We start from the raw sequence: 21,784 nt of genomic DNA, 5'->3' as shown, positions 1-21,784 counted from the left end.
CCCCGATCGTAACGGGGTCCCCGCCCACCTCCTCGCCAAGCTCCCCGACATATCAGCTCATGGGTGCTTTTCGGCGATTCGTGCGAAGTCCTCGATGGACAACTGCTCGCCACGGAGCGTGGGATCGACCCCGGCGGCACGCAACGCCTGCTCCGCGGCGGCGGCCGTACCGGCCCAGGAGGCCAGTGCGGCGCGCAGGGTCTTGCGGCGCTGGGCGAAGGCGGCGTCCACCACCGCGAAGACCGCCTCCCGCGAGGCGGTGGTCTCGGGCGGCTGCCTGCGGGTCATCGCGACGAGCCCGGAGTCCACGTTGGGGATCGGCCAGAAGACCGTCCTGCCGACGGGACCGGCCCTGCGGACGTCGGCGTACCACGCCGCCTTGAGCGAGGGGATGCCGTAGACCTTCGAGCCCGGTCCCGCGGCCAGCCGGTCGGCCACCTCGGACTGAACCATGATCAGTACGGCGCGCAGCGACGGCAGCGTCTCCAGCAGGTGCAACACCACCGGGACCGACACGTTGTAGGGGAGGTTCGCGACCAGGGCGGTCGGCTTCTCCTCGGGCAGTTCCCCGGGCAGGACCCGCATGGCGTCCGCGGGCACCACGGTGAGGCGGTCGGCGAACTCGGGGGCGTGTTTGGCGACGGTCAGCGGGAGCTGCGCGGCCAGGACCGGGTCGATCTCGACCGCGACGACGCCGCGCACCTCGGGAAGCAGCGCGAGGGTGAGCGACCCGAGACCGGGCCCGACCTCGATGACCACGTCGTCGGGACGCAGGTCGGCCACCCGGACGATCCTGCGCACCGTACCGGCGTCGATCACGAAGTTCTGGCCGAGCTTCTTGGTCGGGCGGACGCCGAGCCGCTCCGCCAGCTCACGTATCTCGACCGGGCCGAGAAGGCTCACACTCACCGCTGCGCTCCCCACGTCATCCGACAAGTGTCGCGCATGGAGACCCTTGACGAGGACGCCCGAGCCGCACACCGGGCCTTCCCGATAATGTGCTCAATACGGGGGGCTTGTCAGCGATGGAAGGATTGCACCCCGTGACGGACGTCAACCAACCCGGCGTCGAGGGGTTGCGCCCCGGCGATCCCGGGCGGATCGGGGACTACGAGCTTCTCGGTCGCCTCGGCGAGGGCGGCATGGGCACCGTCTACCTGGCGCGCGACCCGCGGGGGCGTCCGGTGGCGGTGAAGGTGGTCAAGCCCGAGGTCGCCGTCGAGGACGGCTTCGCCGAGCGCTTCCACGCCGAGGTGCGCAACGCCCGGCGGGTCGCGTCGTTCTGCACCGCCCAGGTGCTCGACAACGGCAACGCCGCAGACGGCAGGCCGTACATGGTCACCGAGTACATCGCGGGCACTCCCCTGTCACGCCAGATCGGCGAGTACGGCGCGCTCGACCCCGCCCCGCTGCACGGTGTGGCCCTGGGGGTGGCCGCGGCGCTTGCGGCGATCCACGTCGCCGGGCTGGTCCACCGCGACCTCAAGCCCGCCAACGTGATCCTGTCCCTGTCGGGGCCGCGCGTGATCGACTTCGGCATCGCCAGGGCACTGGACTCCACCCACGGCTTCACCCGCTCGGGCGAGGTGCTCGGCAGCCCGGGCTGGTGGGCGCCCGAGCAGGTGCGGGGCCTCGAAATAACCCCGGCCGCCGACGTCTTCGCCTGGGGCTGCCTGGTCGCCTACGCGGGCAGCGGCCGCCACCCGTACGGCAGGGGTGACATGATCACCATGGCGACGCGGCTGCTGAACACCCCGCCCGACCTGGGCACGCTCCCCGCCCCGCTCGACGACCTGGTCCGCAGGGCGACCGCGATGGACCCCAGGGCGCGTCCGAGCGCGCAGGACCTGCTGATCGCGCTGGTTGGCGGCGCCCCGGCCTCGGACAACCCGCCGACGCTGGTCGCCGACGACGTGCTCGGCGGGACGTGGCGGCCCCCGGCCAACGTGGAACCGGACGCCACCCAGGCCCTGAACGTCCTCGGAACACCCGCTCCGCCCCCCGCGCCGCGGCCCCGGCGGAACAAGTTGGTCATCGCGGGACTCGTCGTGGTGGCCGCCCTCGCGGTGACCGCCGCGGTCCTGACCCAGGTCATCGGGAACACGGGCGGCGGGAGACCCGGTAGCGGGAACGCGGCCGGTGGGGTCGCCTCCGGCGGCGGTCCCACCGACGTGGGCAGGCGGATCTCGGCCGGTTCCCCGGTCGGGGGTCCGCAGTTGATCGTGCCGCGTGCCCCGCGCTGCGGCCTGACCTCCTACGGGGGCACCACGGCACGCGGCAGGTTGTGCGTGGTCACGCTCACCCTGCTCAACCCGGGCGGCGAGCGCGTCTCCCTCAACCGCGTCCCCTTCGCCCTGCTCGACGACGCGGGGGCCTCCCACGCCCCCGAGGCCCCTCCTGCGGGCCTGACGGACACGCTGGCTCCCGGGGACAGGCTGGACGAGGTTCTGGTCTACGACCTGCCTCCTGAGCGGCGACCGGCCCGGCTGACCGGCCAGGTGACCGAGGGCGGACGAAGGATCGAGGTACGGCTGTGAGACTCTCCCTCCCGGCCGCCGTGCCGTTCGCACTGCTGCTCACGCTCATGACCGCACCCTCGTCGCCCTCGTCCCCCTCGTCCCCCGCGACCTGCGGCTGGGACACCGCCGTCGGCGACCCGTTCGCCTCCCCCTCCGGCGTGACCGGGGCGGGAGCCGTACATCTGCTGTCCGGTAAGGGCGGGGACAGCAAGATCGTGCGCGCGCCCGAGCCCGCCGCCGGTGACGGGTTCGGCTGGTCGGTACGGCTGGCCGACCTCGACGGCGACAGTTGCGCGGACGTCGTGGTCGGCGCGCCGTACACCGACGTGGCGGGTCAGCGGGACGCGGGCGCCGTCTACGTCGTGTACGGCACGGCCGACCGCTCCCCGGTTCGCCTCGTCTCCTCCGCCCCCGAGGCGGGTGCCCACCTCGGCTGGTCGCTGGCCGTGGGGCAGGGCACGCTCGTGGCCGGTGCCCCGCACGAGGACGCCGACGGGGTCGAGGACGCGGGCGCGGTCCACCTGTTCGACCTGAACGCGGGCTCCGGTGCGGGGTGGCGGATCACCCAGAACACGGAGGGGGTCTCTGGCAACAGCGAGTCCGGCGACATGTTCGGCTGGTCGGTCGCCGTCGGCAGGATGGGCGGGCAGCGGGACACGATCGACCTCGCGGTCGGCGCGCCGTACGACAACGACGACGGGACGGGCCCGCAGGAGAGCGGCGGCGCGGCGGACGCGGGCTCGATGTCCGTCATCTACGACGTGTCCGGCGCCAAGGACACCTACACCGGCAGGAAGTGGGACCTGCACCAGATCGTGGAGACCCACGCGGGCGACCGGTTCGGCTACGCCATGGCCTACGCGGAGGAGGACGGCGTCGGCTATCTCGCGGTGAGCGCGCCGCTCGGCGACGGCGGCGGAGTGCGTGACTCGGGGCTGGTACGGCTCTTCCGGACCACGGCCACCGAGGAGCTCACCCCGCTGGCCACCCTCGACCAGGGGACGCGGGGAGCCTCCGGCGACGGGTACGGCTTCTCGCTGGCCCTGACCGGGGAGGGCGGCGCCCGGCTGGCGATCGGGATCCCGTTCGGCGGCTCAGGAGGCAAGGGCCGGGTCGAGGTGATCCCGGTGCGGGACCCCTCGGCGGCCCAGGGGGTCGAGCAGGGCGAGGCGGGCGACCGGTTCGGCTGGGCGGTCGGCTTCGGCGGCAACCGCCTGGTGGTCGGCGCCCCCGACCGCGACGGCTCGGGGGCGGTGACGGTCCTGGGCCGCAACGACGCCACCGGGACCCCGCTGACCCCAGCCCTGGACGACGGAGAGTCCGCGGAGTTCGGCAACGCCGTGAGCTGAGGTCACCAGGCGCCGAAGACCGTCTCCCCGTTGGCGCTGACGGCCCTGGCCAGCTCGTCCGGGTCGATCCCCTTGACCTCGGCCAGGCAGCGCAGCGTGAGGGGGATGAGGTAGGGGGCGTTCGGCTTGCCCCGGTGCGGCGTCGGCGGAAGGTAGGGCGCGTCGGTCTCGACCAGCATCAGCTCCGTGGGCGCGAGCGCGGCGGCCTCCCGCAGGTAACCCGCGTTCTTGTAGGTGACAGGGCCGGAGAAGGACATGTAGTAGCCCGCCTTGACGCACCTGGCGGCCATCTCGGCGTCGCCGGAGAAGCTGTGGAAGACCACGACCTCCGGCGCCCCCTGGTCGGCCAGGACGTCCAGCACGTCGTCGTGGGCGTCCCTGTCGTGGATCACCAGGGCCTTGCCGGTCCGCTTGGCGATCTCGATGTGCGCCCTGAAGCTCGCGTGCTGGTCGTCCTTGGACGCCCAGTCGCGGTAGTAGTCGAGGCCGGTCTCCCCGACCGCCCTGACGTGCGGCAGCCTGGCGAGCTCCTCGATCTCGGCGAGCACCTCCGGCGTCGAGGCGTGCGCCTCGTTGGGGTGGATCGCGACCCCGGCGTAGACGTCGGCGTGCAGCTCGGCGACCTGAGCGTTCCACCGGGAGGAGGGCAGGTCGTAGCCGATCGTGACCAGCCGGGTCACCCCGACGGACCTGGCCTGGTCGAGGATGCTCTCGACGCTCGCCTGCGCCGCCTGCGCGGCCTGGGCGACGGGATCGCCCGAGGACGCCTGGCGGTCGCCCACCATGATGTCGAGGTGGCAGTGGCTGTCGAACACCTCGGAGGCCAGGGGCTCGGGAGGGGCGGGAAGCTTCGTCGTGCTCACCCGCCCCAACCTATCGAGCCGCCACGGTCATCCCAACCGGGCGAGCTCCTCATCGACGATCTTCGGGTCGAGCTTGGTGAACAGCCTGGTCGGCGGCGCGAGCGGAACCCCCGGCCTGATCGGGACGTGCTCCCAGCGCGCCTCGCCGTCGTAGACGCCGGTGATGATGGGGTACGGCCTGCCGTTCTCCTCGACTTCCCTGATCTCCGGCATCCCCGACCAGACGCCGGTCCCGCCGAGCATCTCGTGGATCTTGTTGGAGGAGGAGGGCAGGATCGGGGTCAGCAGGGTCTTGGCGTCGTCGACGACCTGCAGGGCCACGTGCAGGATCGACTTGACCCGCTCGGGGTCGTCCTTGATCTTCCACGGCTCCTGCTCCGCGAGGTACTTGTTGGCCTCGCGGATGACCTCGAACGCCTCGTTCGTGGCGTTCTTGAAGCGGGAGCGCCCGAGCTCGGCGCCGACCCTGGGGAAGGCGGCCCTGCTGCGCTCCAGCATGGCGCGGTCGGCGTCGGTGAGGTCGCCCGCCTCGGGGATGGCGCCGAAGTTCTTGGCGGCCATCGAGATCGATCGGTTGACCAGGTTGCCCCAGGCCGCGACCAGCTCGCCGTTGTTGCGGTTGAGGAACTCCGACCAGGTGAAGTCGGTGTCCTGGTTCTCCGGCCCGGCGACCGCGATGTAGTAGCGCAGTGCGTCGGCGTCGTAGCGGGCCAGGAAGTCGCGGACGTAGATGACGACCTGACGGGAGGAGGAGAACTTGCGCCCCTCCATGGTCAGGAACTCGCTGGAGACGACCTCGGAGGGGAGGCTCAGCTCGCCGAGCGCCCCCGGGGTGCCGTTCCTGGCGCCCTGGCCGTTGTAGCCGAGCAGCAGCGCGGGCCAGATCTCGGCGTGGAAGACGATGTTGTCCTTGCCCATGAAGTAGTAACCACGGGCGTCGGGGTTCTGCCACCACTGCCGCCAGGCGTCAGGTTCGCCGGAGCGGCGGGCCCACTCGATGGAGGCGCTGAGGTAGCCGATGACGGCGTCGAACCAGACGTAGAGCCGCTTGTTTGCCTGCTCACTCCAGCCGTCGAGCGGGATCGGCACACCCCAGTCGAGGTCGCGGGTGATCGCCCGGGGCTGCAGGTCGCCCAGCAGGTTGAGGGCGAACTTCAGCACGTTGGGCCGCCAGTCGCCCTGCTTGGACTGCAGCCAGGTGCCGAGCACCTCGGCGAAGGCGGGCAGGTCGAGCATGAAGTGCTCGGTCTCGACGAAGATCGGCTTCTCACCGTTGATCTTGCTGACCGGGTTGAGGAGCTGGATCGGGTCGAGCTGGTTGCCGCAGTTGTCGCACTGGTCGCCACGCGCGCCGTCGTAGCCGCAGATGGGACAGGTGCCCTCGATGTAGCGGTCGGGCAGGGTGCGTCCGGTGGACGGGGAGATCGCCCCCATCGTGGTCTTGGGGAAGACGTAGCCGTTGGCGTACAGACCCTTGAAGATCTCCTGGGCCACGGCGTAGTGGTTGTCCGTCGTGGTCCGGGTGAACAGGTCGTAGGAAAGGCCGAGCGCCTGGAGGTCCTCGACGATGACCCTGTTGTAGCGGTCCGCGAGCTGCCTGGCGGTCAGCCCTTCCTTGTCGGCCTGCACCTGGATGGGGGTGCCGTGCTCGTCGGTCCCGCTCACCATGAGGACCTTGTTGCCCGCCATCCGCTGGTAGCGGCTGAAGATGTCGGACGGCACGCCGAATCCGGAGACGTGCCCGATGTGGCGGGGGCCGTTGGCGTACGGCCACGCGACCGCGGTCAGGATGTGCTGGGACATGAAACCAAGCCTAGAGGACGCGGACTCAGGGCTTGATGCTCTCCCGGGGATCGGGCCCCGGGAGAGGATTACGCCTTGCTGCTCTCCCGGGAGACGTCGCCGTCCAGGCTGACGGCTTGGGCGGCCTCCTCGGCCGCGGAGGCCGCGACGTCGATCGGCGTCTCCTTGGAACGGCGGATGCCCAGGATGCTGATGAACAGCGCCGCGAAGATGGTCTGGAAGCTCATGACCAGCGCGGTCGCCGAGGGAACCACCAGGCGCAGCGACTCCGAGGGGATCAGCGGGCCGAAGCTGCGCGTCTGCCAGTGGACCAGCGAGGCGCCGAGACCGAAGAGACCCGCCAGGGCCAGCAGGCCTCCGGCGATCAGGCCCTTCTCAAGGGTCACGATGTCGACGAGCTTGCGCACCCGCCTGTCCTCGGGCAGGAAGCCCTCCTCGGCCGCGTAGACCTTGGTGAACAGGGCGAACAGGACCGCCTGGAAGCCGATCACCACGGCGGCCGAGGCACCGACCAATGTGTCGACGTCGAAGCCGAGCTTGCCGATGTAGATCGGCCCGAAGCTCAGCGCGGCACCCGCGACCAGGCCGAGGGTCATCAGGACCAGGCCGGGGATGAAGAACAGCCAGCGCGGGCTGTACAGCATCAGGAAGCGCAGGTGGCGCCAGCCGTCGCGCCAGGAGCGCAGGTGCGGCGGGCGGGAGCGGCCGTCGGGCGACAGCGTGGTCGGCACCTCGCGCACGTCGAGACCCGACAGGGTCGAGCGCACGACCATCTCGCTCGCGAACTCCATGCCGCCGGTCTGCAGGCCCAGCCTGAGGATCGAGTCACGCCGGAAACCGCGCAGGCCACAGTGGAAGTCACCGATGGCGCTGGGGAAGAAAAGGCGGCCGATGAAGGACAGCACCGGGTTGCCGAGGTAGCGGTGCAACGGGGGCATGGCGCCGGGGGCGATGCCGCCCTTGAAGCGGTTGCCCATCACCAGGTCGGCCCCGTCGCGCAGTTGCTCGACGAAGGGAAGCAACGCGGTGAAGTCGTAGGAGTCGTCGGCGTCGCCCATGATGACGTACTTGCCGCGGGCGGCCCTGATGCCCCCGATGAGGGCGTTGCCGTACCCCTTGGCGTCGATGTGCACGACGCGGGCACCGGCGTCACGGGCGAGCTGCTGCGAGCCGTCCGTGCTGCCGTTGTCGGCGATCAGCACCTCTCCGTCTATCCCGTGCTCCCGCATGCAGGCCAGTGCCTTGCGTACGCAGGTCTCCACGGTCTCCGCCTCGTTCAAGCAAGGCATGACCACGGTCAGTTCCACGTCTCAACCTCTCAGTTACGGCACAGCCCAACCTCATCATGATGCCCTCTAACGTCTACTGTGCGGGTCAACTCCATGAAACGGCTGGCATCCTGTAATGCATGGTGACCGTCACCGAACCACCGCGCCTCGACGCGCCCGCCGCAGGTGTGCTCGCGCGCGTGCTGGCCCTTCTCGGCCGCCACCGGCTGTTCGCCTCGGCCGTGGCGCTGGCGTTCGCGCTGCGTCTGGTCACGATGCTGGGGTACGGCCCCGCGCTGTGGTTCAACGACTCCTTCGAGTACGTCTCGGGAGCGGTCAATCCTGACAGACCCAGTGCCCTGAGACCGAACGGTTACTCCTTCTGGTTGCTGCTGCTGCGACCCTTCCACAGTTTCTCCCTGGTGGCCTTCACCCAGCACCTGATGGGTCTGGGCGTGGCGCTGTTGATCTACGCCCTGCTGCGCAGGAGGTTCGGGCTGCCCGGGTGGGGGGCGACGCTGGCCACGCTGCCGGTGCTGTTCGACGCCTACCAGATCCAGCTTGAGCACCTGGTCATGTCGGACGCGATGTTCATGCTGCTGGTCGTGGGCGTCGTGACGCTGGTGCTCTGGCACAGGAAGATGACCTGGCGGGTCGGCGCCGTGGTCGGCCTGCTGCTCGCGCTGACCGCGCTGACCAGGTCGATCGGCCTGCCGATCCTGGCCCTGGTCGCGGTCTACATGCTCATCAAACGGACCGGCTGGAAGCCGATCGTGGCCATGGTCGCGGCCTGTGCCGTGCCGGTTGTCGGTTACATGGCGTGGTTCGCCTCGACGTACGGCAACTTCGCGATGACCAACAGCGACGGCGCGATCCTCTACATGCGGACCGCGCTGTTCGCCGACTGCAGGAAGATGCAGGTCGATCCCCGCAAGGAGCTCGAACTGGCGCTGCTGTGCATCAGCGCGCCGCCGAGCGAGCGGCACTTCTCCGGGCAGAAGTACTTGTGGTGGGCCCAGCCTGGGCAGCGTTTCCACGCCTTCGGCCCCAACACCACCTTCACCCCCGACATCAACCGGGCCGCGGGGGTCTTCGCCAGGCGGGCCATCATGGCCCAGCCGCTCGACTATCTCGGCGTCATGGCCGGAGACTTCTTCCGCGCCTTCCGCTGGGACAGGCCGCAGTTCCCCGACGCCAACACCTACCGGCAGTACGAGTTCCTGCCGGAGGGCAAGGTGCTGCCCAGTTGGTCGTCCTACCGGGGCACCAGCGACCGTGACGCCCAGAACTACGACCCGAGCCTGCCGACCGCCCAGATCCGCGGCAAGCCCAGCGTGATCGGCACCGAGGTCCACGACCCGTGGGCGAGGTTCATGCAGGGCTACCAGCAGACGGTCAGGCTGCCCGGCATCGTGGTCGGCGTGCTGCTGCTGGCGGGTCTCGTCGGGGTCGTGGTGCGCTGGCGCACCCTGGGCGGTCCGGTCCTGCTGCCGTGGCTCGCCGCCTTCGGGCTGATCCTGGCGCCCGCGGCGACTGCCGAGTTCGACTACCGCTACGTGCTGCCCGCCGTACCGCTGGCGTGTCTGGCGGCGGCGATCGCGCTGCGGCACGGGTTCAGACCCAGCTCCGGAAGAGCATCCGCCGCCACCACTCCTCGTGCGGAATGACCTCGGCGCTCAGCACCGGATAGAGCCACCAGAAGTTGGCGATCGAGAGGAAGGCGAAGGCGCCGACCACCACGGAGCCGAGCAGCCGTCGTGACGGTACGGCGTCCGCCGGGCCGAGGATCAGTCCCGCGGCCAGGGTGATGGCCAGGATCATGAACGGCACCATGGGGATCGTGTAGAAGTTGTACATGGTGCGGTGGTCGGCGATGGCCCAGTAGAACCAGGGCACCCAACCGGCGACGTAGCCGAGCAGCACGGCCCCGGCCCGCCAGTCCCTGGTCGAGACGTACCACACGATCATGGCGAGCAGCGCGGCCAGCCCGCCGTACCAGATGATCGGGGTTCCGACACCGAGCACGGCCTGGGCGCAGGTCTTGACCCCGCAGACGTCGTCGGTTCCCTCGTAGAAGAAGGCCACCGGGCGCAGCAGCAGCGGCCAGCTCCACGGCTCCGACTTGTAGGGGTGCGTGGTGGACAGGGCGGAGTGGTAGCTCAGCACCTGGAAGTGGTAGGCCAGCCAGGAGCGCAGCGAGTCGAAGACGAAGAAGAACGGCCCCTGCGAGGTGGCCTGCGCCCAGTTGCGGCCCCAGCCGAGCGAGGAGACGAACCACCCGCTCCACGAGGCCAGATAGGTGAGCGCGGGCAGCAGCCCCATCGCGCCCAGCAGCGTCGGCAGGTCCTTGCTCAAGGTTCCGCTGTACGGCCTGCGCAGGCCGACCGCCCTGCGGGCTCCGGCGTCCCACAGCAGAGCCATGACGATGAAGGCGACCAAGTAGAAGATGCCCGACCACTTCACCGCGCACGCGGCGCCGAGGAGCACGCCCGCGCCCAGACGCCAGGGACGCAGGCCCAGCCACGGGCCGTGATCGGTCACCGAGGAGTTCTCGTACCGGTCGACCAATCTGCTTCGTGAGTGGTCACGGTCGACGACGAGGCAGGCGAATCCGGCCAGGACGAAGAACATCAGGAAGATGTCCAGCAGCGCCGTACGCGACAGGACCAGGTGCAGGCCCTCGACCGCCAGCAGGAGACCGGCCAGGCAGCCCAGCAGGGTGGAGCGGGTCATCCTGCGCGCCACCCGCGCCAGGATCAGAATCGACAGACTGCCCAGCAAAGCTCCGGCGAAGCGCCAGCCGAACGGGGTCATCCCGAACAACTGCTCACCGACCGCGATCAACCACTTGCCCAGCGGCGGGTGGGCGACGTACAGCGGGCAGGGATCGGCCTCTGGCGGGGAACAGCTGATCCAGATGTCGGTGTTCCCCGACATGAGCATCCGGTCGGCGATCGGGTCCGACGAATCACCGAACGTGGCCCGCTCGACGCCGTAGAGGCTCAGCGCGTAGGCGTCCTTGGCGTAGAAGGTCTCGTCGAACACCACCGCCTTCGGCACCCCGAGACGGTCGAAGCGCAGGAACGCCCCGAACGCGGCGACGAGCAGCGGTCCAAGCCAGCCCAGCAGGACGTTTCCCGGCATGGGGGGCAGAAGTCGATCTCTGGTTAATCCCATTTAGGGAAGTATGGAGAAAAATCACCCTCTGTGGACAGCATCGTATAGATCTCGCTTGGGAATCCCCGCCGACTTCGCGACGTCCACGATCGCCTGTTTCCTCGGCACCCCGGTCTCCGCGCGCCGGGCGACCTCGGCGACCAGGTCCTCGATGTCCGGCTCGACCTCCTGGGGATCGTGACCGGCGACCACCACGGTGATCTCGCCCTTGACCCCCTCGGCCGCCCACGTGGCCAGCTCGCCCAGGCCGCCGCGCCGTACCTCCTCGTAGGTCTTGGTCAGCTCGCGGCAGACGGCGGCCCTGCGCTCCGACCCGAACGCCTCGGCCATCGCGCCGAGCGCGGCCCCGAGCCGGTGGGGCGCCTCGAAGAAGACCATCGTGCGCTCCTCCGTGGCCAGCGCCCGCAGCCTGCGGTCACGCTCGCCCGGCTTGCGCGGCGGGAAGCCCTCGAAGCAGAAGCGGTCGCTGGGCAGGCCCGAGACGGCAAGTGCGGTGGTGACCGCGGAGGGGCCGGGCAGCGAGGTGACCGTGATCCCGGCCTCGACGGCCAGGTGGGTCAGGCGGTAGCCGGGGTCGGAGACACCGGGCATCCCGGCGTCGGTGATGACCAGAACGGTCCTGCCGTCGCGCAGCTCGCCCAGCAGCTCGGCCGCCCTGCCCGCCTCGTTGGCGTCGTAGTAGGAGACGATCCTGCCGCCGATCTCCGCACCCAGGTCGGCCGCGAGGCGGCGCAGACGGCGGGTGTCCTCTGCGGCGACCACGTCGGCGGTCTCCAGCGCCTCACGCAACCTCGGCGAGGCGTCGCCCGTCCGTCCGATCGGGGCTCCAGCGAGCACCAGCCTGCCGTTCTCGTTCACGGTTCCATCCTCCCGCATCCGACACGGGGTCCCAACAAGGGGAGAAGTTCCGTAATTGGACATGTAGGCGGTGTTTCTTAGGTTCGGGAGGGGAGGAGGCCCGTACGATGGCCGGGTGGCCGTGACCGACTTCCCCAACCAGGCGTTCGAACAGCCGGAGTCAGAACCGAGCGCCGCCTCGGTCGTCTCCGTGCGTGACCGGCTGGTGCCGCCGATGCCCGGCAGCGCCATGTGGGGCTGGCTCGGCCCGCTGCTGGTGACGGTGTTCGGGGCGTTCCTCCGCTTCGTCAACCTGGGTCGCCCGAACTCGGTGATGTTCGACGAGACGTACTACGCCAAGGACGCCTGGTCCCTGGTGAACTTCCTCGCCGAACGCACCATGGTCAAGGACGCCGACAAGGTCCTGATGGCCGGTGGCACCGAGATCTGGCAGAAGTGCGCCCCCGCCGAGATCGACAAGTGCGCCTCCTACGTGGTCCACCCGCCGCTGGGCAAGTGGTTGATCGCGGTGGGTGAGCAGTTGTTCGGGATGACCCCGTTCGGCTGGCGCTTCGCCGGAGCTTTGCTGGGCAGTCTGTCGATCCTGATCCTGGCGCGGGTGGCGCGCAGGATGACCCGCTCCACCCTGCTGGGCTGCCTGGCCGGTCTCCTGCTCGCGGTCGAGGGCCTGCACCTGGTCCTGTCGCGTACGGCGCTGCTGGACATCTTCCTGATGTTCTTCGTCCTGGCCGGTTTCGCCTGCCTCGTCGTCGACCGCGACCGGGCCAGGGAAAGACTCGCCAACTGGTACGAGAGCTCCCCCATCACCGACCAGGGACCCTGGCTGGGCCTGCGTCCCTGGCGCCTGGCCGGGGGCGTCCTCCTCGGGGCGGCCTGCGCGGTGAAGTGGTCGGGCATCTTCTACCTGGTCGCCTTCATCGTCATGGCCCTGCTGTGGGACGCCGGAGCCCGCAGGGCGGTCGGCCTGCGCAGGCCGTACAGCGGCGCGCTCGGCAAGGACCTGCCCACGCTGCTGGGCGCGATGGGACTGCTGCCCGCGCTCACCTACCTGGTCTCCTGGACCGGCTGGTTCATCAGCGCCACCGGGTGGGGCCGCAACTGGGCGCAGGCCACCTCGCAGGGACCGGCGTTCTTCGTCTTCGACTCCGTCCGGTCGTGGCTGAACTACCACTTCCAGGTGCTGAGCTTCCACTCCGGGCTCTCGACCCCGCACAACTACCAGTCGGAGCCGTGGAGCTGGCCGCTGCTGCTGCGGCCCGTCGCCTTCTTCTACGAGAGCCCGAAGGGCTCCTGCGGGGCCGAGACCTGCTCCCAGGCCGTGCTCGGCGTCGGAACCCCGATCATCTGGTACGGCGGGCTGGCCGCCCTGATCGCCATGATCGCGTGGTACGTGGCCACCCGCGACTGGCGGGCCGGGGCCGTGCTGCTCGGCTACGCCGCGGGCTGGGTGCCCTGGTTCTACTGGGCCATCGCCGACCACCGCACCATGTTCATGTTCTACGCCATCCCCATGGTGCCGTTCATGATCCTGGCCATCACCCTGGCCGCGGGACTGATCCTCGGCCCGGCGGACGCCATACCGTCACGACGGCTGCTCGGCTCCGTGGTGGTCGGCGCCTTCGCGGTGCTCGCGATCATCAACTTCTGGTGGCTCTATCCGGTGCTGACCGCCGAGATCATCCCCTACGCGGACTGGAGTTCCCGCATGCTCTTCAAGAAGGGCTGGATCTGAGCGCCCGGCTCACGATCCGCTTAGCACCGATTTCCTAGGGTAGGCGACGTGCGCGATCCATTACGTCACGTTCATCGTCATGGCAGGCCTGCATACGGCAGACTTCGAAGCATGCCTGCACCGGACGTGGCCGCGCTTCTGTCCGAGCTTGAACGGTCCGAGCCCGGCTGCGCCGAGCACGCCAGGAGCGCGGTCGACTGGCTGACCGGCGGTGAGCCGCTGGAGACGATCACCGAACTCAACGTGTGTGAGTTCCTCTGGTACACGCTGCCGACCAAGGCCCGCGGTGACCGGGCCGCCATCGCCCACGCCCTCGGCCGCCTGCTGCGTCTCGGCGGTCTCGAACGCTACGCCGCGATCTGCGTCTCCCCCACGACCACCAGGATCCTGCGCGTCTACGCCCGTGCCGGGGAGGAGGCCGGGATGGCCGCCTACCAGAGCGCGCTCGACGCCACCGGCGTGCTCCCTCCCGACGTCCCCGAGCTGCGCTGGAGCTCGATCATGGGCCCCGAGGAGCTGGGCGCGCACGGCGCCTGCTCGGCGGCGCTCGAACTGGCCATCGTCTCCGGGCAGCTCAACCCCGACTCGCGGGAGCGGATCGCGCTGACCCGCCGCTGGCTCGTCACGCCCCGCGTCGAGCTTGGCGGGGACAACTGGCTGCACCGGGTCCAGGGGGAACGGCTCAACCGCTGGGTGCTGGGCAGGGGCACCGCCTGGCGCGAGCTGGCCCAGCCCTTCGAGGTGTGCCTGCACGCCCCGATCCCCGTCCCGGAGAAGGACCACCTTGAGGCGCTGCGGTGGCTGCTGAGGGTGGGCGACAGGCAGGGCGGCATCCCGCTGACCCAGCGCCACAACCTGGCCCGGTCCGTGCTGGCGGAGAGCACCTGGAGCGCCGCCGAGCTGGCCGCGGCCAGGGAGATGGCGCAGACGCAGTTGGGAGCGCTTCACCGGGCCGGCAGGCGGCTCGTGACCACCTCGGTCGGGCAGCGCCTGCTCGCCGATCCCGTCCTGCTCTGGGAGTCGGCCGCGGCCGCGCTGCTGGCACCGGTGCCGGGGGAGAACGACTTCGGCGCCTCGGCGCGGGAGGTCGCGCTGATGCTGCTCGTGGACGGCTCCCCCGCGGAGCGTGAGCACGTCACGGCGGTGATCGACTGTGAGGAGTGGCAGACGGCCGAGGTCGAGGCCTCACTGGCCGAGCTGGGACGTCGGCTCGACGTCTTCGGGCTCAGGGCCGGGGGCAGGCTGACGCCCGCGGGCCGTTCCGCCGCCCTCACGGCCCTGCGCAACCACGCCCTGCGGCCCCGCCAGTACGTCAATCTTCCCTAAATCGACTATTTACCTGCATAACGGGCAGCTGCCGGGGCGTGTCCGACCCCACCCCCGGCGAAGGCCGTACCCCCACCTCCGAGTTCCCCTTCGGCAGGCCGGGCAGGCCGATACGCGGCAACCCGTTCGTCTTCGGCTTCACCGGCGCCCTCGGCGTGCTCACCGCCTGGTGGCTGGTGCAGGCCGTCGTGAGCGCCAGCTCGGTGCTGATCCTCATCATCGTCTCCCTCTTCCTGGCCATCGGCCTGAACCCGGCCGTCGAGGGCCTGCAGGCGCGCGGCCTGCCCCGCCTGGCCGCGATCACGGTGGTCTTCCTCGGCGTCATCGCGGTCTTCACCGCCTTCGGGCTGGCCATCGTGCCGCCGCTGACGACGCAGTCTGCCGACTTCGTGCGCAAGGTGCCGCTGTACGTCCAGCAGTTGCAGGACAACCCGCTGATCCGGGACCTGGACCAGCGCTTCCAGCTCCTGGACAAGCTCCAGCAGTACGTGACGAGCGGCGACTTCGGCAGCCAGATGTTCGGCGGGGTGCTCGGCTTCGGCCAGGTGATCATCGGGGCGGTCTTCAACGCGCTGACAGTCCTGGTCCTGACGCTCTACTTCCTCGGCTCGCTGAACTCGCTCAAGAGGATGGCCTACCGCCTCGTCCCCCGCTCCCGCAGGACCCGCGCGAGCCTGCTCGGTGACAAGATCATCGACAGCATCGGCGGCTACGTCGGGGGGAACCTGATCGTCTCGCTGATCGCCGGGGTCGCGACCTTCTTCTTCCTGGTGCTGATGGAGGTCCCCTACGCCCTGGCGCTGGCCCTGATCGTGGCGCTGACGGACCTGATCCCGCTGGTCGGCGCCTTCATCGGCGCGGGACTCGCCTCCCTCGTCGGGTTCTTCGTCTCGCCGACCGTCGGCCTGGTGTGCGTGGTCTTCTTCACGATCTACCAGCAGATCGAGAACTACTGGATCGCGCCGAGCGTCATGCGCAGCTCGGTGGACGTGCCACCGCTGGCGACGATCGTCGGGGCACTGCTCGGCGGGGCACTGCTGGGCGTGGTCGGGGCACTGCTCGGCATCCCGCTGGTCGCGGCCATCCTGCTCATCGTCCGCGAGGTCGTCCTGCCCAAACAGGAACAGGCCTGACCTTCGAGGTGTGAAGGCCAGGCCGTACGAGAAGAGGGGTCAGAGGCCGCCCTCCTGGCCCGCCTGCTCGCCGCCCGGGTTGGGGTCGGCGGCGGGGGTGCTGGGGGTCGGGGTGGGGGCGGGCGTGGGGACGCCGCCGGGGGGCAGGGCGCTGCCCTTCTTCCACTCGGTCCAACTGAGCTGCCAGAAGCCCCAGCCGTTGCGCCAGTCGAGCTTGCGCTTGGTGCCGACGATCTTCACCACGTCGCCGCGCTGGGCGATGCCGTAGAACCACTTGGCGCCCTCGGGGGTGGCGCGCACGCAGCCGTGGCTCTGGTTGGAGTGGCCGAGGTACTGGTAGTAGCCCGCGCTCTGGTGGACATACTCACCGCTGTCGGAGATCCGCACCGCCCAGGGGATCTCCTCCTTGTAGTAGCGCGGGTCCTTGGGGTCGGTGACGCCGAGCCAGGAGGAGGTCATGGTCTCGACCGCCTTCTTGCCCATCGTGAGGTGGACGCCGCTGGTGGTGAGGTAGACGTCGACGCCGTTCTTGACCAGGCCGCCCCGGCCCGCGCTGATCGGGATGGTCTTGGCGAGCTTGCCGTCCCGGTAGACCTTCATCACGTGCCTGCCGGTGCTCACCGTGGAGATGTTGGCCGTGCCGATCGCGAAGCGGCGGCTGACGTCCTTGGCCGCCTCGTTGCCGGGGATCTGGCTGAGCCTGGCGGTGAGGAGGACCTTCTGGTGCGGCTTCCAGTAGGTCTTGGTGCGGTAGACGACCTTGCGGTCGGAGACCCAGCGCCAGGCGCCCTGGACCGGCTTGTCCGCCTGGACCTGGAGGACGGCCTCGGCCGCGGCCCGCTTGGCGACGGCCCTGTCGAAGGTGACGATGATCGGGGCGCCGACGCCGATCCGCTCGGTCTTCTCTCCCATGGGCGTGATGTCCGCGATGCCGAGTATGGGCTTGCCACGCCGTGCGACCTTGGCCACCTGGCCGGCCGAGGGGGGCGGGGTCGCCGCCCCGGCCTTGGTCGGGGCGGCGCTGGACACGGACACGGGTGCCACCTGTACGGCCCCGCCCTCCCCCGCGCAGGCCGCAACGGTGGCGAGAGCCACGAGGGCGAGCGAGGCCTGGGCCGTCCGCCTGAGGGTCTTCACGGTCTGCTCCTCATATGCATACTTCCGCGCCCGTTTGAGCTACTGGCGCGCTCCATATGTGAGACAACCGAAAACCGCGTTATGCGTACCTGATCATGCAACGATTGGATAACGGTGTGACTGGTGGGGTTTGAGCAGGGTTCCTACCAGGCAAAACGATTAGCCCCGGGCGGCGGTGATGGCGGCGAGGTCCGCCAGGATGCCGGTCTCGGCGGTGGCCTTGTCGATCCCCAGGCCCGACAGCACGCCCTGACCGTTCTCGAACTCCAGCAGGGCGAGCAGGAGGTGCTCGGTTCCGACGTAGTTGTGGCCCAGGCGCAGGGCCTCCCTCAGGGTGAGTTCCAGCACCTTCTGCGAGCCCGCGTCGCAGGGGATGAGGTCGGGCACCTCACCGGCCGCCTCGGGCAGCGTCGCGGTCGCGGCCCGCCTGACGGCCTCCGGTGACACCCCCTCTTTGCCGAGCGCCTTGGCGGCCAGACCCTCGGGTTCGCTCAGCAGGCCGAGCACCAGGTGCTCGGGAAGGACCTCGGCGTTGCCCGCGGCGTGGGCCTCGTTGTGCGCGGCCACCACGACGTTCCTCGCCCGGTCGGTGAACCGGTCGAACCCCTGGCTGAGGTCGAGGGAAAAATCGCTCTTTACTACGAAACGCTTCTGCGCGGCCTGCTTCGTCACCCCCATGCTCCTGCCGATGTCGGTCCAGGAGGCGCCGGAGCGCCTGGCCTGGTCGACGAAGTGGCCGATCAGGTGGTCCGCCAGCTCACCCAGGTGATCGGCGACGATGACCGCCCCGGAGAGCCGCGCGAGCGCGTCCGGGTGGGACTTCTTGATGGCCTCGATCAGATCGTCGAGGCGAACCTGGTTCGTCGTACGAACGGGATCTGTCATGCGTCAACCATAGGTTGACGCTTCGAGAGCGTCAACCCTGGGTTGACGACGATCTTCAGTGGGCGCGCAGGACGACCATGGGGATGACCCGCGTCGTCTTCTCCGCGTACTCGTAAAAGCGGGGGGTGCCCTCCGCCAGCAGGGCGAAGAGCCGGTCGCGCTCCGCGCCCTCCGCGGGAACCGCGGTCGCCTGATACTTCTCCGCGCCGATCTCCACGGTCACCTCCGGGTTGGCCACCAGGTTGTGGTACCAGGCCGGATGCTTCGGCGCCCCGGCGAAGGAGGCGGCGACCACGACCGTGTCGCCGTCCCTCACGTAGAGCGCCGGGGTGGTGTGCGGCTGACCGCTCCTGGCCCCCACGGTGGTGAGCAGGACGAGGTCGGAGCCCTCGAAGTAGCCCCCGACCTTCCCCTCGTTCGCGCGGAACTCCTCGATGACGGCCGCGTTCCTGTTCTGCGGCGTCGGCTGTGCGTCTGCGGACATATGGCGACTCCTTACTGGGAGGGGTGTGTTCGGGAAACACGATCGCATGTACCGATTTTTCGGCCTTAAGCAGGCGTCCCGAAAACACAAGACTGGTGAACGGGGTGTGGCAGATGTCACTGTCGTGGGCATGATCTCCCTCAACGCCATCCCCAGGTGGCGCCAAGGGCCGGACAAGGAGAGACGATCGCCGTGCGACCGAACAGAACCGCGCCGTCGTGGAGGCTCAGCCGGAGGCTGCTGAGGCTGGTCATCAGCGTGGTCGAGAACATCGGCCCCTCACTCGCCTCGATGCACTGGCACGTCCCGCGCGAGGAGTACGCCGGGGCCTGCGACCGCTGCCCGGCGCCGGGTCACCCGGAACGGCTGGTCCCGCACGTCAGGCCGACGAAAGCCGAACGCGCGCTCTGGGCCCAGCTCGATCTGGACACCGTCACGAGCCCCCGGGTGTGGGAGTGCCCGCACGCGTGAGGTCCTGAGGACCCGCGAAGGCCCGCCTGCCGTACGCGACCAGCTCGCGCAGCGCGGGGTTGTGCGTGTCCCGCCAGACCAGCGCGAGCAGGGCGGGCACCTCGACGTCGTCGATCGTGAGGACCGCGAGCCGGTCACCGTACCCGGTGGCCATCGAGGCGCTGAGGACCGCGACCGCCAGCCCACGGGCGGCGAGGTCGGCGACGGCGTCGGCGGCACCGGCCTGCAACGTGATCTCCGGCCTGAGGTCGCGTGCCGCGCAGGCCAGGTCGAGTACGGCGCGCAGTCCCGTGCCCGGTGGCATGCACACGATCGGGTGCTCGGTCAGGTCCCGCAGGGTGACGCTCGACCGCCCGGCCAGCGGGTGACCGTACGGCACGGCCGCGACGAGCCCCTCGCTGACGATCGTCAGCGCCTCAAGCCCCTCGGGGGTCGCGCCCGCGCACCCGACGAGGGCCAGGTCCGCGCCGCCCGCGCGCACCTCCTCGACGAGCCGCTCGGAGTCGGCCTCGAACAGCGAGATCTCCACCCCGGGATGGGCCCGGTGGAAGGCGGCCAGGGCGTCGAAGAGCGGCGTGACGGTGCAGCCGACGACCATGCCGACCGTGAGCCGCCCCCTGACCAGGCCGGTCACCTCCCCCACCGCACGGCTGAGCGCGGCGGCCTCGGCGAGCGTGGCGCGGGCGTGCTGGAGCGCGGCCTTGCCCGCGACGGTGAGGGTCACGACACGCGCGGAACGGTCGAAAAGCTCCGCCCCGACCTCCCGTTCGAGCTGCCGGATCTGGGCGCTGACGCCGGACTGGCTGATGCGGACCCGCTCGGCGGCCCGGGTGAAGTTCCGCTCCTCGGCGACCGCGACGAAATACTCCAGCTGCCTCAGTTCCATAACTGTGAATTCTAGTTGCGAGAAGAACAATCTGTTGGACTTCTGGAAATGTCGTGACAAGACTGGGAACAACAACCCAGGAGGTCCCATGACGAAGTACGAGAAGGCCATGCGCCCCGAGGACATCACCCGGCTGTTCGTCGAGCGCTCCAACGCCGGTGACGCGGCCGGGGTCGCCGCCCTCTACGAGGAGGACGCGGTGCTCGCCTACCCGCCGGGCGGACAGACCGTCGGCAGGGAGGCCATCCGCGCGCTGTGGGAGAAGGTCCTGGCCAACCGGCCCCGCTTCGAGCCGGAGGAGCCGCTGCCGACCCTGGTGAGCGGTGACATCGCCCTCACCTCCACCCCGCCGAAGGACGGCTCGGGTGCCCGTGCCCAGGTCGTACGGCGCCAGCCCGACGGGAGCTGGCTGCGCCTGCTCGACCAGCCCGAGTTCGTCACCCCTCCGACCCGCTGAACAGCGGCAGGCCGTGCTCCAGGTAGACGGTCTCGCCCAGCTCGCGGGCGGCCACCGCGGCCGCGACCCTGCGGGCCAGGCGCGGGATCAGCAGGTCGTCCAGGTCCTCCACCGGATGGAACCCGAAGGCGGTTATCTCGTCGTCGGCGAAGGTGATCCGTTCGAGCGTCTCCGCGTCGAGCACCCCGCCGTCGAAGACGAAGAGGACCATCTCCCCCGCCTCCGGGTCGGGAGCCCAGTCGGCCACGAGCAGCCTGCCGATCGGCGGGTGGATGCCCAGCTCCTCGGCGATCTCCCGGACACACGCCTCGTACGGGGTCTCCTCCGGCTCGACGAACCCCCGGGGATGTCCCGCTCCGGCTTGTAGGACGGCTCGACGATCATGACCCGGCCGTCCTGGTCGAAGAAGAGCGCGCCCGCGGCGGCCCTGGTCCTGACAAACCGACCGTTCATGATCCCAACATACTCAGCGCCTGACGGATCGCGGCGATCAGTGTCCGCTGCACGGGTGACAGGCGTTTGCCGGTGCGCCAGACGACGAACACCGGCAGACTCGGCCGGGCGCCGACGATCTCGATCTCCCGCAGCGAGCCGGAGGCCAGGTCGGCGGCGACCGAGGCGCGGAAGAGCAGCGCGACGCCGAGGCCCGCGCGCACTGCGTGTTTGATCGCCTCGGGATGGCCGAACTCGATGACCACCTCGCGGTCGGTGACTCCCAGCTCCGCGAACGCCATGTCCTCAAGGTCGCGCCGTACCGACGTGCGGGGGGTCGAGACGAAGGACAACCCCGCGAGGTCGGCCGCGGAGACGCTGTCGAACCCGATGTCCGGCGCACCGGCGAGGACGAGGTCCTGGTGGCCGACGAGTTCCCCGCTGAAACCGCTGCCGTGGGGGATGCGCGGGGCGATGGGCACCGCCAGGTCGCACAGCCCCGAGGTGACGGCCTCCCAGATCTGGTTGGGGTCGAACACGTGGGCGGCGATCCGCGCGCCGGGATTGGCCCGCGCGAAGTCGGTGAGGATCGGCGGCAGCAGGTAGCTGCCCACCGTCATGCTGGTGGCCACGGCCACGGCCCCCGCGGTGCCGGTGGTGAGCCCGGCGAGTTCCCGCTCCAGCTCGTTGCCGCGCCGCAGCGTGTCCCTTGCCCACCGGTAGGCGGCGTGACCCGCGTCGGTGAGCTCAAGGCGCTGCCCCACCCGGTGGAACAGCTCGACGCCGAGGCGCTCCTCCAACGACCGGATGTGGCCGCTCACGACGGGCTGGGAGACGTACAGGTGGGCGGCGGCGCGTCCCACTCCCCGGTACTCCACGACGGCGCAGAAGACCTCAAGTTTGTGGAGGGAGATGCGGCTGTCCATAGGCGAAAGCCTATGGGTACCGCTGAAGTTTCGTCTTTGTCGTCACACTTTGCCCAGTTCTAGGCTCATTCACCGGCG

At 69.9% G+C, this 21,784-nt stretch carries 19 protein-coding genes and 1 pseudogene; 8 read left to right on the top strand and 12 right to left on the bottom strand.

Annotation, left to right across the window (positions count from 1 at the left end; genetic code table 11):
* Positions 1–57: 57 nt before the first annotated feature.
* Positions 58–909 (bottom strand): 16S rRNA (adenine(1518)-N(6)/adenine(1519)-N(6))-dimethyltransferase RsmA, encoded by an 852-nt coding sequence (rsmA, locus tag FHS44_RS24120; protein ID WP_312863792.1) that lies wholly within the window; start codon positions 907–909, stop codon positions 58–60.
* A gap of 134 nt (positions 910–1,043) precedes the next feature.
* On the opposite strand from rsmA, the gene FHS44_RS24115 reads away from it, so the two are divergent.
* Both FHS44_RS24115 and FHS44_RS41880 read left to right on the top strand, forming a co-directional pair.
* Positions 1,044–2,537, top strand: a complete 1,494-nt coding sequence (locus FHS44_RS24115; RefSeq protein WP_312863791.1) for a serine/threonine-protein kinase — start codon at positions 1,044–1,046, stop codon at positions 2,535–2,537.
* Positions 2,534–3,868 carry an FG-GAP repeat protein gene (locus FHS44_RS41880; protein WP_184718398.1) on the top strand — a complete coding sequence of 445 codons (1,335 nt, stop codon included), beginning with the start codon at positions 2,534–2,536 and terminating at the stop codon, positions 3,866–3,868. Before FHS44_RS24115 ends, FHS44_RS41880 begins: the two co-directional genes overlap by 4 nt.
* Positions 3,869–3,870: 2 nt before the next feature.
* Here the strand turns inward: FHS44_RS41880 and FHS44_RS24105 are convergent, their stop codons facing one another.
* From FHS44_RS24105 to FHS44_RS24095, 3 genes are all read right to left on the bottom strand, one after another.
* Entirely contained in the window at positions 3,871–4,731 is an 861-nt protein-coding gene (locus FHS44_RS24105; RefSeq protein WP_184718396.1) for a TatD family hydrolase, read from the bottom strand.
* A gap of 27 nt (positions 4,732–4,758) precedes the next feature.
* Positions 4,759–6,534 (bottom strand): methionine--tRNA ligase, encoded by a 1,776-nt coding sequence (gene metG, locus FHS44_RS24100; RefSeq protein ID WP_184718394.1) that lies wholly within the window; start codon positions 6,532–6,534, stop codon positions 4,759–4,761.
* A 68-nt stretch (positions 6,535–6,602) separates the two neighbouring features.
* A complete protein-coding gene (locus FHS44_RS24095; protein ID WP_184718392.1) occupies positions 6,603–7,841 on the bottom strand; it encodes a glycosyltransferase in 1,239 nt (412 codons plus the stop codon).
* A gap of 101 nt (positions 7,842–7,942) precedes the next feature.
* Here FHS44_RS24095 and FHS44_RS24090 point away from each other — a divergent pair, with 101 nt between their 5' ends.
* Positions 7,943–9,469, top strand: a complete 1,527-nt coding sequence (locus FHS44_RS24090; protein ID WP_184718390.1) for a hypothetical protein — start codon at positions 7,943–7,945, stop codon at positions 9,467–9,469.
* Here FHS44_RS24090 and FHS44_RS24085 read toward each other — a convergent pair.
* On the bottom strand, positions 9,417–10,946 hold the full coding sequence (locus FHS44_RS24085; RefSeq protein WP_246435932.1) for a dolichyl-phosphate-mannose--protein mannosyltransferase: 1,530 nt from the start codon (positions 10,944–10,946) through the stop codon (positions 9,417–9,419). The genes FHS44_RS24090 and FHS44_RS24085 overlap by 53 nt on opposite strands.
* A gap of 54 nt (positions 10,947–11,000) precedes the next feature.
* Positions 11,001–11,855: a 16S rRNA (cytidine(1402)-2'-O)-methyltransferase gene (gene rsmI / locus FHS44_RS24080; protein ID WP_184718386.1), complete on the bottom strand. Its 855-nt coding sequence runs from the start codon at positions 11,853–11,855 to the stop codon at positions 11,001–11,003.
* A gap of 97 nt (positions 11,856–11,952) precedes the next feature.
* On the opposite strand from rsmI, the gene FHS44_RS24075 reads away from it, so the two are divergent.
* The 3 genes from FHS44_RS24075 to FHS44_RS24065 all read left to right on the top strand — a co-directional run bounded on the left by FHS44_RS24075 (position 11,953) and on the right by FHS44_RS24065 (position 16,028).
* The gene (locus FHS44_RS24075) at positions 11,953–13,569 is read left to right on the top strand and encodes a dolichyl-phosphate-mannose--protein mannosyltransferase (RefSeq protein WP_184718384.1); all 1,617 of its coding nucleotides are present in this window, start codon (positions 11,953–11,955) and stop codon (positions 13,567–13,569) included.
* Positions 13,570–13,680: 111 nt separating this feature from the next.
* Positions 13,681–14,895, top strand: a complete 1,215-nt coding sequence (locus tag FHS44_RS24070; RefSeq protein WP_184718382.1) for a hypothetical protein — start codon at positions 13,681–13,683, stop codon at positions 14,893–14,895.
* A 38-nt stretch (positions 14,896–14,933) separates the two neighbouring features.
* Positions 14,934–16,028, top strand: coding sequence for an AI-2E family transporter (locus tag FHS44_RS24065; RefSeq protein WP_312863790.1), 1,095 nt, complete (start codon positions 14,934–14,936; stop codon positions 16,026–16,028).
* A gap of 39 nt (positions 16,029–16,067) precedes the next feature.
* Here FHS44_RS24065 and FHS44_RS24060 read toward each other — a convergent pair whose 3' ends face one another.
* From FHS44_RS24060 to FHS44_RS24050, 3 genes are all read right to left on the bottom strand, one after another.
* Positions 16,068–17,165, bottom strand: a complete 1,098-nt coding sequence (locus FHS44_RS24060; protein WP_184718380.1) for a L,D-transpeptidase — start codon at positions 17,163–17,165, stop codon at positions 16,068–16,070.
* A gap of 159 nt (positions 17,166–17,324) precedes the next feature.
* Positions 17,325–18,050 carry a Clp protease N-terminal domain-containing protein gene (locus tag FHS44_RS24055; protein WP_184718378.1) on the bottom strand — a complete coding sequence of 242 codons (726 nt, stop codon included), beginning with the start codon at positions 18,048–18,050 and terminating at the stop codon, positions 17,325–17,327.
* Positions 18,051–18,105: 55 nt separating this feature from the next.
* Entirely contained in the window at positions 18,106–18,534 is a 429-nt protein-coding gene (locus FHS44_RS24050) for a nitroreductase family deazaflavin-dependent oxidoreductase (RefSeq protein ID WP_184718376.1), read from the bottom strand.
* A gap of 192 nt (positions 18,535–18,726) precedes the next feature.
* Between FHS44_RS24050 and FHS44_RS42420 the strand changes: the two genes are divergently transcribed.
* Positions 18,727–19,005: a DUF6059 family protein gene (locus FHS44_RS42420; protein ID WP_184718374.1), complete on the top strand. Its 279-nt coding sequence runs from the start codon at positions 18,727–18,729 to the stop codon at positions 19,003–19,005.
* On the opposite strand, the gene FHS44_RS24040 is transcribed toward FHS44_RS42420, so the two are convergent.
* On the bottom strand, positions 18,968–19,891 hold the full coding sequence (locus FHS44_RS24040; protein WP_184718372.1) for a LysR family transcriptional regulator: 924 nt from the start codon (positions 19,889–19,891) through the stop codon (positions 18,968–18,970). The two genes, FHS44_RS42420 and FHS44_RS24040, sit on opposite strands and share 38 nt — an antisense overlap.
* An 88-nt stretch (positions 19,892–19,979) precedes the next feature.
* Between FHS44_RS24040 and FHS44_RS24035 the strand changes: the two genes are divergently transcribed.
* The gene (locus FHS44_RS24035; protein WP_184718370.1) at positions 19,980–20,348 is read left to right on the top strand and encodes a YybH family protein; all 369 of its coding nucleotides are present in this window, start codon (positions 19,980–19,982) and stop codon (positions 20,346–20,348) included.
* On the opposite strand, the pseudogene FHS44_RS24030 reads toward FHS44_RS24035, so the two are convergent.
* Positions 20,329–20,646 (bottom strand): annotated as a pseudogene (locus FHS44_RS24030) (NUDIX hydrolase); the annotation flags it as partial. The gene FHS44_RS24035 and the pseudogene FHS44_RS24030 overlap by 20 nt on opposite strands.
* A 151-nt stretch (positions 20,647–20,797) precedes the next feature.
* Positions 20,798–21,706: a LysR family transcriptional regulator gene (locus FHS44_RS24025; protein ID WP_184718368.1), complete on the bottom strand. Its 909-nt coding sequence runs from the start codon at positions 21,704–21,706 to the stop codon at positions 20,798–20,800.
* Between the last annotated feature and the right edge of the window lie 78 nt (positions 21,707–21,784).

The sequence above is a fragment of the Streptosporangium saharense genome, assembly GCF_014203715.1.
GTDB classification, from domain to species: Bacteria; Actinomycetota; Actinomycetes; order Streptosporangiales; family Streptosporangiaceae; genus Streptosporangium; species Streptosporangium saharense.
Note: the sequence above shows the minus strand (reverse complement) of the source record. Positions and strands in the feature narration are given on the sequence as shown.

What these genes read in the sequence shown, in the direction of transcription:
- metG (WP_184718394.1), bottom strand. Translation starts at nt 6,534, where the DNA reads ATGTCCCAGCACATCCTGACCGCGGTCGCGTGGCCGTACGCCAACGGC.
- rsmI (WP_184718386.1), bottom strand. Translation starts at nt 11,855, where the DNA reads ATGCGGGAGGATGGAACCGTGAACGAGAACGGCAGGCTGGTGCTCGCT.
- FHS44_RS24055 (WP_184718378.1), bottom strand. Translation starts at nt 18,050, where the DNA reads ATGACAGATCCCGTTCGTACGACGAACCAGGTTCGCCTCGACGATCTG.
- FHS44_RS24090 (WP_184718390.1), top strand. Translation starts at nt 7,943, where the DNA reads ATGGTGACCGTCACCGAACCACCGCGCCTCGACGCGCCCGCCGCAGGT.
- FHS44_RS24035 (WP_184718370.1), top strand. Translation starts at nt 19,980, where the DNA reads ATGACGAAGTACGAGAAGGCCATGCGCCCCGAGGACATCACCCGGCTG.
- FHS44_RS24085 (WP_246435932.1), bottom strand. Translation starts at nt 10,946, where the DNA reads ATGCCGGGAAACGTCCTGCTGGGCTGGCTTGGACCGCTGCTCGTCGCC.
- FHS44_RS24040 (WP_184718372.1), bottom strand. Translation starts at nt 19,891, where the DNA reads ATGGAACTGAGGCAGCTGGAGTATTTCGTCGCGGTCGCCGAGGAGCGG.
- FHS44_RS24050 (WP_184718376.1), bottom strand. Translation starts at nt 18,534, where the DNA reads ATGTCCGCAGACGCACAGCCGACGCCGCAGAACAGGAACGCGGCCGTC.
- FHS44_RS24070 (WP_184718382.1), top strand. Translation starts at nt 13,681, where the DNA reads ATGCCTGCACCGGACGTGGCCGCGCTTCTGTCCGAGCTTGAACGGTCC.
- FHS44_RS24025 (WP_184718368.1), bottom strand. Translation starts at nt 21,706, where the DNA reads ATGGACAGCCGCATCTCCCTCCACAAACTTGAGGTCTTCTGCGCCGTC.